The organism is Salipiger pentaromativorans, assembly GCF_024721115.1.
Lineage (GTDB): Bacteria > Pseudomonadota > Alphaproteobacteria > Rhodobacterales > Rhodobacteraceae > Salipiger > Salipiger pentaromativorans.
In genome coordinates this window covers 158,773-173,773 of sequence record NZ_JAMDHK010000011.1, presented here as the reverse complement: position 1 = coordinate 173,773, position 15,001 = coordinate 158,773, and the positions used below count along the sequence as shown (strand labels likewise).

Genomic DNA, 15,001 nt, shown 5'->3' with positions numbered 1-15,001 from the left:
TCAGAGCCCGAAACGCGCATAGGCCGCGCGCTCCTCGATCGTGTCCAGCGCATCCTGCGCCAGCGTCACCCCAAGGCGCGGCATCAGGCGACGGCGCTGCTCGTAGCGGCGAAAGCGCACCTTGTCGCCGAACTTTTCCTTCATGACCGGCACCAGATGGCCGATGCCATCCGCAAGCCCGAGATCGCAGGCTTCCCGACCGATCCAGATATCGCCGGTAAAGAGATCCGGGGTCTTCGCCAGCTTGTCGCCACGCCGCTCCCTGATCTGCGCGATGAAATTCTCGTGGAGCTGCTCCAGCGCTCGGGTCAGCCGCGCCACGTCCTCTTCCTTCTCGGGGCGGAACGGATCGAGCAGGCTTTTCGACTTGCCCGCGGTATGGACCCGGCGTTCGATCCCCTGCCGCTGCAAAAAGACATGCGCGCCGAACCCCGCTGAGATCACCCCGATCGAGCCGAGGATCGAGCTGGCATCCGCATAGATCTCGTCGGCGGCGGAAGCGAGCCAGTAGCCGCCCGAGGCCGCGACATCCTCGGCAAAGGCATAGACCGGCACCTCGGTCTCTGCGGAAAGTCTGCGGATCCGCGCCGCGATCAGCGAGCTTTGCACCGGCGAACCGCCCGGGGAGTTGATCTCCAGCGCCACCGCATCGGGCTTGCCCCGCCGAAAGGCCCGTTCCAGCAGCGGACGCAGGCTTGCATCGCTCATGCCCCGGCCGCCAGGGGACCCGATGGCGCCCTGCAACCGCACGATGGCCACTGTCGGGTTCGATTTCAGAAAGGGGATCCAACGTCTCATGAACGGTGATGTAGACGCGCCCCAAGGGACAAACAAGGCGAGGCGGCAAAGAACCCGCCGCTGTGGCGCCGCCACCTGCGCATTCCGCTTTTTCCAGCCTGATTTTTGGCCACCGGATCGCCGGTTCCGCCGGCATTGCGCGATGCGTGCCAGCCCCGTGCGGCGGTCTGCGCCCCGGTCTGTGCCACCGCCCGGATGCCGCCGGAGCAGGGTACGCCCCTGTCCCGAGACAAGAAAAAAACCCGGGCGCGAACGCCCGGGCAGTTGGTCACGAAAGGCTGACAGGAAGGAGGAGATCAGCCTTTGGAGAATTCCGGATAGGCCTCCATGCCCAGCTCGCCCATGTCGAGACCGGTGATTTCTTCCTCTTCGCTGACACGGATACCGCCCATGACCAGCTTGAGGACGAACCACACGACCGCCGAGGCGACGATGGTGAAGATGCCCACCACAACGATGCCGTAAAGCTGCGTCGCGAAGGAGGCGTCGGGGTTGGTGAAGGCAACGGCGATGGTGCCCCAGATGCCGCAGACCAGGTGGACCGGAATCGCGCCGACGACGTCGTCGATTTTCAGCTTGTCGAGCATCGGCACCACGAAGACCACGAGGATACCGCCGATCGCGCCGATGATGGTGGCTGCGCCCAGGGTCGGGGTCAGCGGTTCGGCGGTGATCGACACCAGACCGGCCAGCGCGCCGTTCAGCACCATGGTGAGGTCCGGTTTCTTGTACATGATCTGGGTCAGGATCAGGGCTGCGACCGACCCGCCGGCTGCGGCGGTGTTGGTGTTGGCAAAGATCCGCGACACGTCGGCGACGTCACCCACGGTGCCCATGGCAAGCTGCGAGCCGCCATTGAAGCCGAACCAGCCCAGCCACAGGATGAACGTCCCGAGGGTGGCGAGGGTCAGGTTGGAGCCCGGGAAGGGAACCACACGGCCATCGACATAACGGCCGATCCGCGGGCCGAGGATGATGGCGCCGGTCAGAGCGGCCCAGCCACCCACCGAGTGCACGACGGTCGAGCCTGCGAAATCGAGGAAGCCAGCCGCATCGAGGAAGCCGCCACCCCATTTCCAGGACGCCTGGAGCGGGTAGATGATCGAGGTCAGGACGATCACGAAGATCAGGAACGGCCACAGCTTGATACGCTCGGCCAGGGTGCCCGAAACGATCGAGGCGGTGGTGGCGCAGAACATCAGCTGGAAGAAGAAGTCCGAGCCGGTCGAGGCATAGCCGTAATCGTCGGCCGCATCGGCGGTCACGCCAACGGCTTCGAGAACGCCGGGGCCCCAGACGCCGGAGAGGACACCGTCCACCGACCAGGTGCCGAGCGGGTACATCAGGTTGTAGCCGATCAGATAGTAGAAGATCGCCGCCAGCGAGAACAGCACGACGTTCTTCATGCACTGCATGGCGACGTTCTTGGAGCGGACGAGGCCGGCTTCGAGCATCGCAAAGCCCGCGGCCATCCACATCACCAGGAAACCGCCGATGAGGAACAGCAGCGAGTTGAAGATGAAGACCGTATCGGTCGACGCGTTCACGCCCGGCACGGGGCCGTCATCCTGGGCCAGGCCCAGGGTCGGCAGCGCGATCAGCGCGGCAGCCGGGGCGAGAGTCTTGAGAAGTTTCATGATCCGTTTGTCCCTTGTAAACTTGCGTCCGATTGCGATCAGATCGCGTCCGCGTCGGTTTCGCCGGTACGCACCCGCACCGCCTGCTGCACGTCCAGTACAAAGATCTTGCCGTCACCGATCTTGCCGGTCTGAGCGGTCTTGGTGATCGTTTCGACCACTTGGTCGGCCATGGACGACGCCACCACGATCTCCAGCTTGATCTTCGGCACGAAGTTCACCGCGTATTCGGCGCCGCGATAGATTTCCGTGTGTCCAGACTGCGAGCCGAAGCCCTTGATTTCCGTCACCATCATGCCGCGCACGCCGATTCCAGTGAGCGCCTCGCGCACCTCCTCCAGCTTGAACGGCTTGATCGTCGCAATGATCAGTTTCACCTTGGTCCCTTTCGGTTTGGCAGACCTCTGCCTGCGTTACGCTTCGGCAGAAAGACGCCCGGGAGCCCTCAATGAAAGAAAGGGCCCTTGTAACGGCGGGGTGACGCCCCACCAATGCGCAAAAAACGTACTAAATTTTCACAAACGATTACTATTTATGCACACTAAAAAGTCATGAATGTGACCGTTTCGCGGTCTACAACTGAACGCCAGAACACCCACATTACTGACCAGCGCGAGGTTCTTTATCCTTGGCATCCCTGGTTCGGCAGATCGGTCTATGTCCANTACAACTGAACGCCAGAACACCCACATTACTGACCAGCGCGAGGTTCTTTATCCTTGGCATCCCTGGTTCGGCAGATCGGTCTATGTCCATTCTGTGGTCGACAAGCCCGGCGATGCAGTGTTTCGGTGCAATCTCACCGGCCGCCGGTCGGACCGGCTTCTGGAAGTTCCCATTTGGATGTTTGACCGAGCAGCATGTGCTTCCTGCCGCCGTTCTGGTTCTGCGCATGTGGGCCTGGAGGGTCTAAGGGCGCTCGCGGGGCTGGTATTCGATGCCGCTTGTGTTCCGCTCAATAAATCCGGCTCCCCATCACGCGATGACGCAGCATCGGACTCTGAACACGAGATTCGGAGGTTGACCCATGCCGCGCAAAATGACGACGAAGCAACTCGAGCTGTTCCCGGACATCCAGTCCGCGCCCGTGACACAGACACCGCCTTGGCAAAGCCTTCCCGGCGACACGCAGCAAACGCTGACACAGTTGATGGCACGCCTGATAGCAGAACACGCCGGTGCGGCGGACGGGGGGAGCGATCATGAAGCATGAGAAGATTGGTCCGCAGCATTTGGAACGCAAGGCGATCCTTTACGTCCGCCAGTCATCGGCCCACCAGGTCCTGCACAACCGGGAAAGCAGCGCCCTGCAATATGCCATGCGGGAGCGGCTTTCGGATTTGGGCTGGAGCCGGATCGAGACCGTGGATGACGACCTCGGCCGCTCTGCCGCCGGGGGTGTCGCTCGGAAAGGCTTTGACCGGATGATCGCCGATGTTTGTCTCGGCAAGGTCGGCGCCGTCGCGGCGCGTGAAGTATCCCGCTTTGCGCGCAACAGCCGGGACTGGCAGCATCTCATCGAGATGTGCCGTGTCGTCGACACAGTGCTGATCGATCAGGAGACGGTTTATGCGCCGCGCGATGGCAATGACCGGCTGCTTTTGGGCCTGAAAGGCAGCCTGAACGAATACGAGCTCGACCTGCTCAGGCAACGCTCCCTTGCCGCCCGCCAAGAGAAGGCCCGGCGTGGCGAACTCGTCGTCGCCGCCCCTGTCGGCTTCGTAAAGGCCGGGGACCGACTTGAGAAAGACCCAGACCGCCGCGTGCAGGAAGCCATATCCCTGGTTTTCGATAAGGTCGCCGAGTTGGGGAGCGCACGGCAGGCCCTCCTGTGGTTCCTCGAACATGACCTTGAATTGCCCAGCTTGCGCAAACAGGGTGAGGTGGTCTGGCGCCGCCCGACCTATGCCACCATCCACCGCATGATCGTCAATCCGGCCTATGGCGGGGCTTATGCCTACGGCAAAACCCAGGCATCGCCAGGGTTCGGGACATCGGCCGTTCGCAGGAAAGACCGCGAGGAGTGGCTTGCATTGAAGCCAGGCGCGCATGAAGGCTATGTGAGTTGGGAACGGGCAGAGGCGATCCGTAAAATGGTCAGCAACAACGTCCCTCAGAGCCGGCATCATGGTGCAGCCAAACACGGCTCTGCCCTTCTTGCCGGGCTGCTGCGCTGTCGGCGCTGCGGCCGCAAGCTGACGGTTCGCTACACCGGCAAGAAGCACGACATCCCGCGCTACTCCTGCTGGCGTGGTCTCCTGGACAACGGCGAAGCGCGCTGCATCTCCTTCGGCGGCTTGCGGGTCGATGATGCCATTGAACACGCGCTCCTGCAGGTGGTCAGCCCCGGCGCCATCGCCGCCGCAGAGGCAGCCGCCAGGCAAGCAGTGAGCCAGCGGGACCAGGTTCGCGGCGCACTTTGCCGTGACCTGGAGGCGGCTCAATACATAGCTGACCGGGCCTTCCGGCAGTATGATGCGTCCGACCCGGAGAACCGCCTCGTGACCGCGGAGCTGGAAACCCGGTGGAACCGGGCGCTTCAGAGGGCTCAGGAGATCGAGCACAAGCTCGCGCACCACGACACGGCCAGCCCGGACGGAACGGCATTGCCGGCGGAAGACCTGGCCGCCTTGGGGGCCGATCTTGAACGCGTTTGGTTCGCGCCGGTCACCGATGCCAAGCTTAAGAAGCGTATCGTCCGCACGGTGATCCAGGAAGTGGTGGCAGATCTTGATGATGATGCCTCCGAGATCGTTTTGCTGGTTCATTGGGCCGGCGGCGCCCATACGGAAATCCGCCTGCCAAAGCGCCGCCGCGGACAGCGCAACGCAACACCGCCGGATATTGTCGAGGCTGTCCGCCAGCTTGCGCGGATCGCCAGCGACGATGTCATCGCAGGCGTTCTGAACCGGAACGGCCTTGCCACCGGAAACGGCAACCGCTGGACCAGGGAGCGGATCACAGCGCTCCGGTCCTACCGCAAAATTCCGGTATTCAAGCCCGATCCCGGTGGTCTGGATCCCTGGCTCAACCTATCCAGCGCGGCCAAGCTGCTCGGGGTGGCCCCAAAAACGTTGCGGTTGGCAGTGGAAACAGGTGAAATCGAAGCGGACCATCCGCTTGCCGACGGGCCGTGGGTATTCGAGCGCGCGGAACTGTCAAAAACAGCGGCACAACAACTCAGGAAACGGGCGCAGCAAAACCCCAAACACCCCGCGGTATCGCATCCGGATCAGCAAAACCTATTTTCTTCAACAACATAGAAAGATGGGCGCAGTGAAGCAGAGTTGTANCCCCAAACACCCCGCGGTATCGCATCCGGATCAGCAAAACCTATTTTCTTCAACAACATAGAAAGATGGGCGCAGTGAAGCAGAGTTGTACAACCACGCCGAAAGCCGTTATTCTGCGGCAAAAGACAAGAATACCGGGCAGAGCGATATGAGTGATTCAGGCCGGGGCAAGGGCCGGTTGGTGGCAGAGCGCCGCTACCCCAAGACCACCGCCCAGAAGCCCAAGAAATCAAAGCCGAAACAGGCGTCCAAACCGGCTCCGCGCCGGAAGGCTGCGGCGCGCCGCAACCCCGTCGTCGCCTTTGTGCTGGGCCTGTTCCGCTGGGTCTTTGGCCTGATCTGGCGCATCACCTGGCGCATCACGGCGGTGGTTGCGCTGCTTCTGGCGCTGGGTGTCGGCTATTTCTACACCGCGCTGCCGCCGTTCGAGGCCCTGCTCGACGGGCGCGCGCGCGGTTCGGTCACGCTGCTCGACCGCAGCGGCGCGATCTTTGCCTGGCGCGGCGACCAGTTCGGCGGTGCAGTGACCGCCGACAGCGTGAGCCCGCATCTGAAGAACGCGGTGATCGCCACCGAGGACAAGCGCTTCTACTATCATTTCGGCGTCTCCCCGCGCGGCGTCGCCAGCGCTATCCGCATCAACCTGTCCGAAGGGCGAGGCCCGCTTTCGGGCCATGGCGGCTCGACCATCACGCAGCAGACCGCCAAGCTGCTCTGCCTCGGCGTCGAATACGACCCCAAGGCCTGGAAGAGCGAAGCGGATTACGTCTCCGACTGCCGCCAGTCCTCGCTCGTGCGCAAGGGCAAGGAAGCGCTCTACGCCATGGCGATGGAGGCGAAATACACCAAGGACCAGATCCTCTCGATCTATCTCAACCGCGCCTATATGGGCGCCGGCGCCTATGGCGCCGAGGCCGCCTCGCAGCGCTATTTCAGCAAACACGCGGGCGAGCTGAACCCGCAGCAGGCAGCGATCCTCGCCGGGCTGCTGACCGCACCCTCCTCGCTGGCGCCGACCAACGATCTGGAACGCTCGCAGGCGCGCGCCGCCACGGTGCTGCGGCTGATGCGCGAACAGGGCTACCTGACGCCAGAGCAGGAAAAGACCGCGCAGACCAACCCCGCCACGCTCTCGGAAGAGGCCGAGCGGCGGCTGGGCGGCTATTTCGCCGACTGGGTGATGTCGACCGGCCCGGAGTTCTTTACCAGCGGCACCACCGAGGATGTGGTGATCCAGACCACGCTCGACCCCAAGCTTCAGCGCGCCGCCGAAGCGGCGATGAACAAGGTCTATGCCGAAAAGGTCACGAAGCCCGGATCGGTCGTGCAGGCGGCCATCGTGGTGATGTCGGCGGATGGCGCCGTGCGCGCCATGGTCGGCGGCAAGAAGACCGGCGTCTCGGGCGTGTTCAACCGCGCCACCCAGGCCAAGCGGCAGACAGGTTCGTCCTTCAAGCCCTTCATCTACGCCACGGCGCTGGAACTGGGCTATTCGCCCTATGACACGGTGGTGGACGAGCCCTTCTGCATGAATATCCCCGGCTCCGGCCAGTGGTGTCCCAAGAACTATTCGAACAATTTCAAGGGCCGGGTCACGCTGACCGACGCGCTGAAGAATTCGCTGAACATTCCGGCGATCAAGATTTCGGAAAGCGTGGGCCGCGATCTGGTGCACAAGGTGGCCTATGAATTCGGCATCCAGTCCGAGCTGAACGACACCCCGGCCATGGCGCTCGGCACCTCCGAAGCCTCGCTGCTGGAAATGACGGGCGCCTATGCGGGCTTTCTCAACGGCGGCTCGGCGGTAACGCCCTACGGGCTCAAGGAGCTGCGCCTCAAGGGCGACGACACGCCGCTGATGGGCACCGGCGGCGGCATCCGCGAACGGGTGATCCAGCCCGAGGCGGCCGGGCAGCTTACCTGGATGCTGGAAAAGGTGATTTCCGAAGGCACCGGGCGCCGTGCGCAGCTTCCCGACGGCCGCCCCGCGGCGGGCAAGACCGGCACCAGCCAGGACAGCCGCGACGGCTGGTTCATCGGCTTCACCGCCGATTACGTGACCGGCGTCTGGATGGGCAATGACGACAACTCGCCGCTCAAGGGCGTGACCGGTGGCGGGCTGCCCGCCGACATCTGGCGCGAGACCATGGCGCGGGTGAACGACGGGCTGCCGATCACCCCGCTACCCGCGATCGCACCGGCGCGCCCCGAGCCTCAGGTGGTACAGGAACAGCCGCGCCATGAGCAGGCCGATCCCGAGCGGCAACGGCGCGACAACCTGATCCAGCAGGTGCTGCGCGACCTGCTCGGCCCGCGCAACTGAGGCCCGTGCGGTGGGCAGGATTGCCCACCCTACGAAATCGCGCGCACGGTGGGCAAATTGCCCACCCTACCTTCCGTGACGGCACGACCGGCGGCGCGCTCAAGGCCGCTGTTGCGGGGCGCCGGGGCGGCTTCTAAGATGTGCCAAACCGTGCCCGGAGGAGTGCCCGTCCCATGAGTGTGAAAGAGATCTTCGAAACCATGGATTACGGCCCTGCCCCCGAAAGCGCCGCCGAGGCGCTGGCCTGGCTGGTCGATCAGGGCGACCGTTTCGGCCATTTCATCGACGGCAGCTTCACCGCCCCCGGCGCAGGCTTCGAGAGCCGCAACCCCGCCACCGGCGAGGTGCTGGCAACGCTCACCCAGGCAACCCAGGCCGATGTCGATGCCGCCGTTGCCGCCGCCCGCGCGGCACAGGGCAAGTGGGCTCGGCTCGGCGGCAAGGGCCGGGCGCGCCATCTCTACGCGCTGGCGCGGCTGTTGCAGAAACACGCCCGCCTCTTCGCGGTGCTGGAGACGCTCGACAACGGCAAGCCGATCCGCGAAAGCCGCGACATCGACCTGCCCCTCGCGGCGCGGCATTTCTACCACCACGCGGGCTTTGCCCAGCTGATGGAAAGCGCGCTGCCGGGCCGCGCGCCGCTGGGCGTCTGCGGCCAGATCGTGCCGTGGAACTTCCCGCTGCTGATGCTGGCGTGGAAGATCGCCCCGGCGCTGGCCATGGGCAACACGGTGGTGCTGAAACCCGCCGAATGGACCTCGCTCACCGCGCTGCTCTTTGCCGACATCTGCCGTCAGGCCGCGCTGCCCAAGGGTGTGGTCAATATCGTTACCGGCGACGGTGCGGTGGGCGAGATGCTCGTCAACTCGGAGGTGGACAAGATCGCCTTTACCGGCTCGACCGAGGTGGGCCGCAGGATCCGCGAAGCGACGGCGGGCAGCGGCAAGGCGCTGACGCTCGAGCTGGGCGGCAAGTCGCCCTATATCGTCTTCGAGGATGCCGATCTCGACAGCGCGGTCGAGGGGCTGGTGGATGCGATCTGGCTCAACGGCGGACAGGTCTGCTGCGCGGGCTCGCGCCTGCTGGTGCAGGAGGGCATCGCCGGGCGCTTTCACGACAAGCTGCGCGCCCGCATGGACAAGCTGCGCGTCGGCGATCCGCTCGACAAATGCATCGACGTGGGCGCCATCGTCGATCCGGTGCAGAAGGCCCGTATTACCGCCATGGTCGAGGCGAACGACGAGGGCGAGACCTATCGCGCCGGCACCTGCCCAGAGGGCTGCTTCTACCCTCCGACGCTGATTTCCGGCCTGTCGCCCGCCTCGGCGCTGATGCAGGACGAGATCTTTGGCCCGGTGCTGGTGAGCGCCAGTTTCCGCACGCCCTCCGAGGCGGTGGAGATGGCCAACAACACGCGCTACGGGCTCGCCGCGAGCGTCTGGTCGGAGAACATCAACACCGCGCTCGACATCGCGCCCAAGCTGGCCGCCGGGGTGGTCTGGATCAACGGCAGCAATATGTTCGACGCCGCCGCCCCCTTTGGCGGGCTGCGCGAAAGCGGCTTTGGGCGCGAGGGCGGCTGGGAGGGGCTCGGCGCCTACACCCGGCCCGCCGCGAAACCGAAGCCGCTGAAACCCGTTGCCGCATTTGCCGGCGACGAGACCGAGCCGCAGCCGGTGGACCGCACCGCCAAGCTCTATATCGGCGGCAAGCAGGCGCGCCCGGATGGCGGCTATGCCCGCACTATCTATGACAAGCGCGGCAAGCTCATCGGTCAGGCCCCGATTGCCGGGCGCAAGGACATCCGCAACGCCGTCGAGGCGGCGCGCGGCGCGGCGGGCTGGGCCGGGGCCACGGCGCACAATCGCGCGCAGGTGATCTATTACATCGGCGAGAACCTCTCGGCGCGGGCGGAGGAGTTCGCCGCCGGTATCGACCGGATGACCGGCGGGCGCTCGGGCGCGAAGGAGGTCGCGGCCTCGGTCGACCGGCTCTTCACCTATGCGGCCTGGGCCGACAAGTTCGACGGGCGCGTGGCGTCGGTGCCGATGCGCGGCGCGGCGCTGGCGATGCGCGCGCCCTGCGGCGTGATCGGTGCGCTCTGCCCCGACGCACTGCCGCTGCTGGGCCTCGTCTCGCTGATGGCGCCGGCTATTGCGATGGGCAACCGCGTGGTGCTGGCCGCCTCCGAGCCCTTCCCGCTGACCGCCACCGATTTCTATCAGGTGCTCGACACCTCGGACGTGCCGGGCGGCGTGGTCAATATCCTTACCGGCAGCCATGCCGAGCTGGCACCGACGCTTGCCAGCCACATGGACATCGACGCGGTCTGGAGCTTCTCCGGCGCCGACCTTTCCGCCGTGATCGAACGCGGCGCGGCGGGCAACCTGAAACGGAGCTGGGTCAACAACGGCCTGGCCCGCGACTGGATGGGCGCCGAGGGCGAGGGGCGCGACTTCCTGGAGGCCGCGACCGAGGTCCAGACGGTGTGGATTCCCTACGGCGCCTGATTCAAAACGCCGGAGCCGTCGGAGAACGACCATTTCTCACGTCAAAGAAGGCTTTGACTCTGCTTCGGATTCAGGCGAAAGGCCCGCAATCCGCCCGTATGGGAGGCGCCGCGACAGGCGCAATCATTGAGATTTCACACTTCCGGTGTTATCTTTTAAGCACGCCCGGCGCCGGGGTGGCATTCGGCGCTTGTCTAGAAGGAGGACGATGTCCTGTCACTTACTGCGAATGCGGCCGGTGCCGCAGAGCCGGGGGCGCCGATGACCGGCCTGCCCCAATCCGAGGTCACCAGCGAGATGATTCTCGCGACTGTCCTCAAAAGCCTCGATGACAACAAGGCCGAAGATGTCGTGCAGATCGACCTGCGCGGCAAGACCTCTGTCTGCGATCACATGGTGATCTGCTCGGGCCGCTCGTCGCGCCAGGTGGTGGCGATCGCCGAGAAACTGGTCGAGGACCTGAAACATGAGCTGGGTGTGCTTTCGAAATCCGAAGGCCAGGAAACCGGCGACTGGGTGCTGATCGACACGGGCGATGTGATCGTCCACGTCTTCCGCCCGGAAGTGCGCGAGTTCTACCAGCTCGAAAAGATGTGGATGCCCCTGGGCAAGACCGCGCAGACCGCGACCTGACGCGGTCTCATGCGGGTACATCTTTGCGTCGTGGGGCGCCTTCGGGCGGGCCCCGAGCGCGAACTTGTGGACGATTATCTCAAACGCTTCGACCGGACCGGGCGGGCGCTGGGGCTGGGCCCGGCGCGCGTGACCGAGGTCGATGACCGCAAGGGCGGCGGCATGGCGGCCGAGGCCGACCTTCTGCGCCGCGCCCTGCCCGCGGGCGCCCGGCTTTGCGTGATGGACGAGCGCGGGCGGCAGATGCCCTCGCCCGATTTCGCCCAGACCCTGGCGCGCTGGCGCGATGACGGTGCGCAGGACATGGCCTTTGTCATCGGCGGCGCCGACGGGATCGACCCGGCGCTGCGGGCCCAGGCGGATATGGCCCTGTCCTTCGGGCAAATGGTCTGGCCGCATATGCTGGTGCGGGTCATGCTGACCGAACAGCTCTATCGCGCCGCCTCGATCCTCGCCGGCGCGCCCTATCACCGGGCCTGAAAACTCGGCGGGATTCCGCCCGGCAGGCAGCGGCTTGCGGCGGGTTTTCGCTAGCGGAAACACCGCGCCATTGCCAAGGCAGATCCCCTTGATTTAGCACGATTCCGACGCGCTGTCGCGCTGCCTATACGACACGCGCAGACGTGCCGGTCCACCCTGTCCCCGACAGCCTTTTCCGGCTGCAACCGGACTGGCGCGTTCCTGGCCCCGGAGGTCCCAACTCCGGGGCCATTTCTTTTCTCACGAATAGGCGTACCAGAGCAGGCCGACCCCGAGGACGATCCGATAGATCACATAGGGGGTGAAGCTTACCGACCGCAGCAGACGCATCATCAGCGACAGCGCCGCCAGTGCCGCGGCAAAGGCAAAGACCGCCCCGATCGCCGCATCCCGGGCAAGCTGCATGTCGGCATCGGCGATCACCTCGGCACCGAGCAGCACGCCCGAGGCGAAAATGGTCGGGATCGACATCAGCATCGAGATCTTGGCCGCGTCGTGCCGGTTATAGCCCATCGCCCGCGCGCCGGTGATGGTGATGCCCGAGCGCGACGTGCCCGGGATCAGCGCCACCGCCTGCCAAAGCCCCATCTTCAGCGCATCCAGCGGACCCCAGTCCTCTTCGTTGCGGATCTCGGGACCCTTCTGGTCCGCCCAGTAAAGCACGATCCCGAAGCCCAGCATCGTCCAGCCGATCACCGCGACCGAACGCAGCGCCTCGTCCAGCCCCGTGAGCTTGAGGATGAGACCGAAGATCACCACGGGCACCGTGGCGATGGCGAGCCCCAGCGCCAGCCGCGCGCCCGGCGCGGCGTAATCGCGGCGCAGGAGCGCCAGCGTGCCCAGCGCAGCCACCTTCACATCGCGCCAGAAATACAAGACCACCGCAGCCAGCGTACCGACATGCACCGCCACGTCGATGGCCTGCCCCTGATCCGCCATTCCGGTGAGATTCGGTAAAAGAATCAGGTGACCTGACGAAGAAATGGGCAAAAACTCGGTAATGCCTTGAACCAGAGCCAAAAGGATCAATTGCAGCATTGGCATGGGCACAAACCTCCAGCTAGGCTCACCGAACCTCTATAACGCTCTATTTTATTGGGGAAAAGCAGCAAATAGGTCCGGATTGTTACCCAATTTTCGCAAAAACATGCTGCTCACACCGGCGGCGGTGGCAAATAAAGCGAATATAGGTCACTCTTTCTGACTTTTATTTCAGTTTCGCTTTCAGTATGGAAGCGCGACCCAAGGACTTGTTCGGAGACCCAGGAACATGGCGAAGCAGCCGATGCTCAAATTCGTGAAGATCGCGCGGGACATGCCCGAGAAGCGCGACGCGTCCGTCCGCAACAAGGACTTTGACGAGATCTATGCCGAATTTGCCGACGCCAAGGCGACCGAGCAAGCCAGCCGCTGCTCGCAATGCGGCGTGCCCTATTGTCAAAGCCATTGCCCGCTGCACAACAACATTCCCGACTGGCTGCGCCTGACGGCGACGGGCCGGCTTCAGGAAGCCTATGAGATCAGCCAGGCGACCAACACCTTCCCCGAGATCTGCGGCCGCATCTGTCCGCAGGACCGTCTCTGCGAAGGCAATTGCGTGATCGAACAATCGGGCCATGGCACCGTGACCATCGGCTCGGTCGAGAAATACATCACCGACACCGCCTGGGAAGAAGGCTGGGTCACCCCCGCCGCGCCCAAGACGGAGCGCAAGGAAAGCGTCGGCGTCATCGGCGCGGGCCCCGGCGGTCTGGCGGCGGCGGATATGCTGCGCCGTGCCGGTGTGCAGGTGACGGTCTATGACCGTTACGACCGCGGCGGCGGGCTGCTGACCTACGGCATCCCCGGCTTCAAGCTCGAGAAGGATGTGGTCATGCGCCGCATCAAGCAGCTCGAGGACGGCGGCGTGCGCTTTGTGATGAACTGCAATGTCGGCGTGGATATGTCCTTTGAGGAGATCCGCGACCAGCACGATGCGGTGATCATCGCCACCGGCGTCTACAAATCCCGCGATCTGCGCGGCCCGGGTTCGGGCGCGACCGGGATCGTCAAGGCTCTGGACTATCTGACCGCCTCCAACCGCGCCGCCAATTTCGGCGATTCCGTGCCCGAGTTCGACAGCGGCGAGCTGAACGCCAAGGGCAAGCGCGTCGTGGTGATCGGCGGCGGCGACACCGCCATGGACTGCCTGCGCACCGCGATCCGTCAGGGCGCGACCTCGGTCAAGTGCCTCTACCGCCGCGACCGCGCCAACATGCCGGGCTCGCAGCGCGAGGTGCAGAATGCCGAGGAAGAGGGCGTGCAGTTCGAATGGCTGACCGCACCGCAGGGCTTCAAGGGCGAACCGGTGAGCGCCGTTCTGGTGCAGAAGATGCGTCTGGGCCTGCCCGACGCTTCGGGCCGCCAGTCGCCCGAGATCATCGAGGGCAGCGATTACGAAGAACCCGCCGATCTGGTGATCAAGGCGCTTGGCTTCGAGCCCGAGGAGCTGCCGACGCTCTGGGGCGCGCCCGAGCTGGAAGTGACCCGCTGGGGCACCGTGAAGGCCGAGTTCACCAGCGGCCGCACCGGCCTGCCCGGCGTCTATGCGGTGGGCGACATCGTGCGCGGCGCCAGCCTTGTGGTCTGGGCGATCCGCGACGGGCGCGACTGTGCCGAGCATGTGCTCCAGGACTTCGACAAGCAGGCCGCGATCGCTGCGGAATGAACGGCGCCCATGCCCAATGCCGCATCTGCGGCGAGCACGGTGCCGTGAGTATTTGAAGAAAGATGAAAGCGCAGGCGCGTGGCGGGCGCCGCGCCTTCCGGAAAGCGGGATGCCATGACGGAACGAACGGGCGGATGTTTGTGCGGCGCGGTGCGCTACACCGCGAAATCGCTGGGCAGCTTCGGTGTGTGCCATTGCGAGCAGTGCCAGCGCTGGGCCGGCTCTGCGCTGTTTGCGGTGACCGTGCCGGTCGCCGACATGGTGCTGGAGGGGGCGGAGCATATCCGCGCCTTCCGCTCCTCGGGATGGGCAAGCCGCGAATTCTGCGGCCAGTGCGGCTCGGTGCTCTGGTATCGCTATGACAAGGGCGTGGACGGCAGCGGCGACTATGAGGTGACCATCGGCACGCTCGACAATGCCGACGGGCTGGAGATGCAGCGCGAGATCTTTGTCGATCAGAAGCCCGATTGCTGGGCGCTGACCGGCGATCACCCGCGCATGACCCGCGCCGAGACGCTGACGAAATACGGGGTCCAGGTGGACGGCGCCTGACCCGAGACGGATTTTCCCGGCGCCACGCGCCGGACCTGAACAACCGGCCGCGCGATGCGGCCCCGCAT

General features: G+C 64.9%; 12 protein-coding genes. 8 read left to right on the top strand and 4 right to left on the bottom strand.

Translation table 11 applies throughout. The features are described 5' to 3' along the window. The 3 genes from M4578_RS16570 to M4578_RS16560 form a co-directional block, all read right to left on the bottom strand. Nucleotides 1-798, bottom strand: coding sequence for a S49 family peptidase (locus M4578_RS16570; RefSeq protein ID WP_258094402.1), 798 nt, complete (start codon nucleotides 796-798; stop codon nucleotides 1-3). Between the two features lie 296 nt (nucleotides 799-1,094). After that, entirely contained in the window at nucleotides 1,095-2,435 is a 1,341-nt protein-coding gene (locus M4578_RS16565; RefSeq protein WP_258094401.1) for an ammonium transporter, read from the bottom strand. A gap of 38 nt (nucleotides 2,436-2,473) precedes the next feature. After that, nucleotides 2,474-2,812 (bottom strand): P-II family nitrogen regulator, encoded by a 339-nt coding sequence (locus tag M4578_RS16560; protein WP_076706002.1) that lies wholly within the window; start codon nucleotides 2,810-2,812, stop codon nucleotides 2,474-2,476. A 650-nt stretch (nucleotides 2,813-3,462) separates the two neighbouring features. On the opposite strand from M4578_RS16560, the gene M4578_RS16555 reads away from it, so the two are divergent. The 6 genes from M4578_RS16555 (at nucleotide 3,463) to rlmH (ending at nucleotide 11,674) form a co-directional block, all read left to right on the top strand. Further along, entirely contained in the window at nucleotides 3,463-3,648 is a 186-nt protein-coding gene (locus M4578_RS16555) for a hypothetical protein (protein WP_258094400.1), read from the top strand. Next, nucleotides 3,638-5,698 (top strand): recombinase family protein, encoded by a 2,061-nt coding sequence (locus M4578_RS16550; RefSeq protein ID WP_258094399.1) that lies wholly within the window; start codon nucleotides 3,638-3,640, stop codon nucleotides 5,696-5,698. Before M4578_RS16555 ends, M4578_RS16550 begins: the two co-directional genes overlap by 11 nt. Nucleotides 5,699-5,876: 178 nt before the next feature. Continuing rightward, the gene (locus M4578_RS16545; RefSeq protein ID WP_258094398.1) at nucleotides 5,877-8,051 is read left to right on the top strand and encodes a transglycosylase domain-containing protein; all 2,175 of its coding nucleotides are present in this window, start codon (nucleotides 5,877-5,879) and stop codon (nucleotides 8,049-8,051) included. A gap of 173 nt (nucleotides 8,052-8,224) precedes the next feature. Beyond that, on the top strand, nucleotides 8,225-10,561 hold the full coding sequence (locus M4578_RS16540) for an aldehyde dehydrogenase family protein (protein ID WP_258094397.1): 2,337 nt from the start codon (nucleotides 8,225-8,227) through the stop codon (nucleotides 10,559-10,561). A gap of 261 nt (nucleotides 10,562-10,822) precedes the next feature. After that, the gene (gene rsfS, locus M4578_RS16535; RefSeq protein ID WP_258094396.1) at nucleotides 10,823-11,194 is read left to right on the top strand and encodes a ribosome silencing factor; all 372 of its coding nucleotides are present in this window, start codon (nucleotides 10,823-10,825) and stop codon (nucleotides 11,192-11,194) included. Nucleotides 11,195-11,203: 9 nt separating this feature from the next. Next, complete coding sequence (rlmH, locus tag M4578_RS16530; RefSeq protein ID WP_258094395.1) at nucleotides 11,204-11,674, top strand: 23S rRNA (pseudouridine(1915)-N(3))-methyltransferase RlmH; 471 nt, start codon at nucleotides 11,204-11,206, stop codon at nucleotides 11,672-11,674. Between the two features lie 240 nt (nucleotides 11,675-11,914). Here the strand turns inward: rlmH and M4578_RS16525 are convergent, their stop codons facing one another. Next, the gene (locus M4578_RS16525; protein WP_258094394.1) at nucleotides 11,915-12,718 is read right to left on the bottom strand and encodes an undecaprenyl-diphosphate phosphatase; all 804 of its coding nucleotides are present in this window, start codon (nucleotides 12,716-12,718) and stop codon (nucleotides 11,915-11,917) included. A gap of 226 nt (nucleotides 12,719-12,944) precedes the next feature. Here M4578_RS16525 and M4578_RS16520 point away from each other — a divergent pair, with 226 nt between their 5' ends. Further along, nucleotides 12,945-14,381, top strand: coding sequence for an NAD(P)-dependent oxidoreductase (locus tag M4578_RS16520; protein WP_258094393.1), 1,437 nt, complete (start codon nucleotides 12,945-12,947; stop codon nucleotides 14,379-14,381). A 114-nt stretch (nucleotides 14,382-14,495) separates the two neighbouring features. Beyond that, nucleotides 14,496-14,933 carry a GFA family protein gene (locus M4578_RS16515; protein ID WP_258094392.1) on the top strand — a complete coding sequence of 146 codons (438 nt, stop codon included), beginning with the start codon at nucleotides 14,496-14,498 and terminating at the stop codon, nucleotides 14,931-14,933. The last annotated feature ends 68 nt before the right edge of the window (nucleotides 14,934-15,001 follow it).

Coding starts and splice junctions, on each gene's coding strand:
- M4578_RS16570 (WP_258094402.1), bottom strand. CDS start 798: ATGAGACGTTGGATCCCCTTTCTGAAATCGAACCCGACAGTGGCCATC.
- M4578_RS16565 (WP_258094401.1), bottom strand. CDS start 2,435: ATGAAACTTCTCAAGACTCTCGCCCCGGCTGCCGCGCTGATCGCGCTG.
- M4578_RS16555 (WP_258094400.1), top strand. CDS start 3,463: ATGCCGCGCAAAATGACGACGAAGCAACTCGAGCTGTTCCCGGACATC.
- M4578_RS16550 (WP_258094399.1), top strand. CDS start 3,638: ATGAAGCATGAGAAGATTGGTCCGCAGCATTTGGAACGCAAGGCGATC.
- M4578_RS16545 (WP_258094398.1), top strand. CDS start 5,877: ATGAGTGATTCAGGCCGGGGCAAGGGCCGGTTGGTGGCAGAGCGCCGC.
- M4578_RS16540 (WP_258094397.1), top strand. CDS start 8,225: ATGAGTGTGAAAGAGATCTTCGAAACCATGGATTACGGCCCTGCCCCC.
- rsfS (WP_258094396.1), top strand. CDS start 10,823: ATGACCGGCCTGCCCCAATCCGAGGTCACCAGCGAGATGATTCTCGCG.
- rlmH (WP_258094395.1), top strand. CDS start 11,204: ATGCGGGTACATCTTTGCGTCGTGGGGCGCCTTCGGGCGGGCCCCGAG.
- M4578_RS16525 (WP_258094394.1), bottom strand. CDS start 12,718: ATGCCAATGCTGCAATTGATCCTTTTGGCTCTGGTTCAAGGCATTACC.
- M4578_RS16520 (WP_258094393.1), top strand. CDS start 12,945: ATGGCGAAGCAGCCGATGCTCAAATTCGTGAAGATCGCGCGGGACATG.
- M4578_RS16515 (WP_258094392.1), top strand. CDS start 14,496: ATGACGGAACGAACGGGCGGATGTTTGTGCGGCGCGGTGCGCTACACC.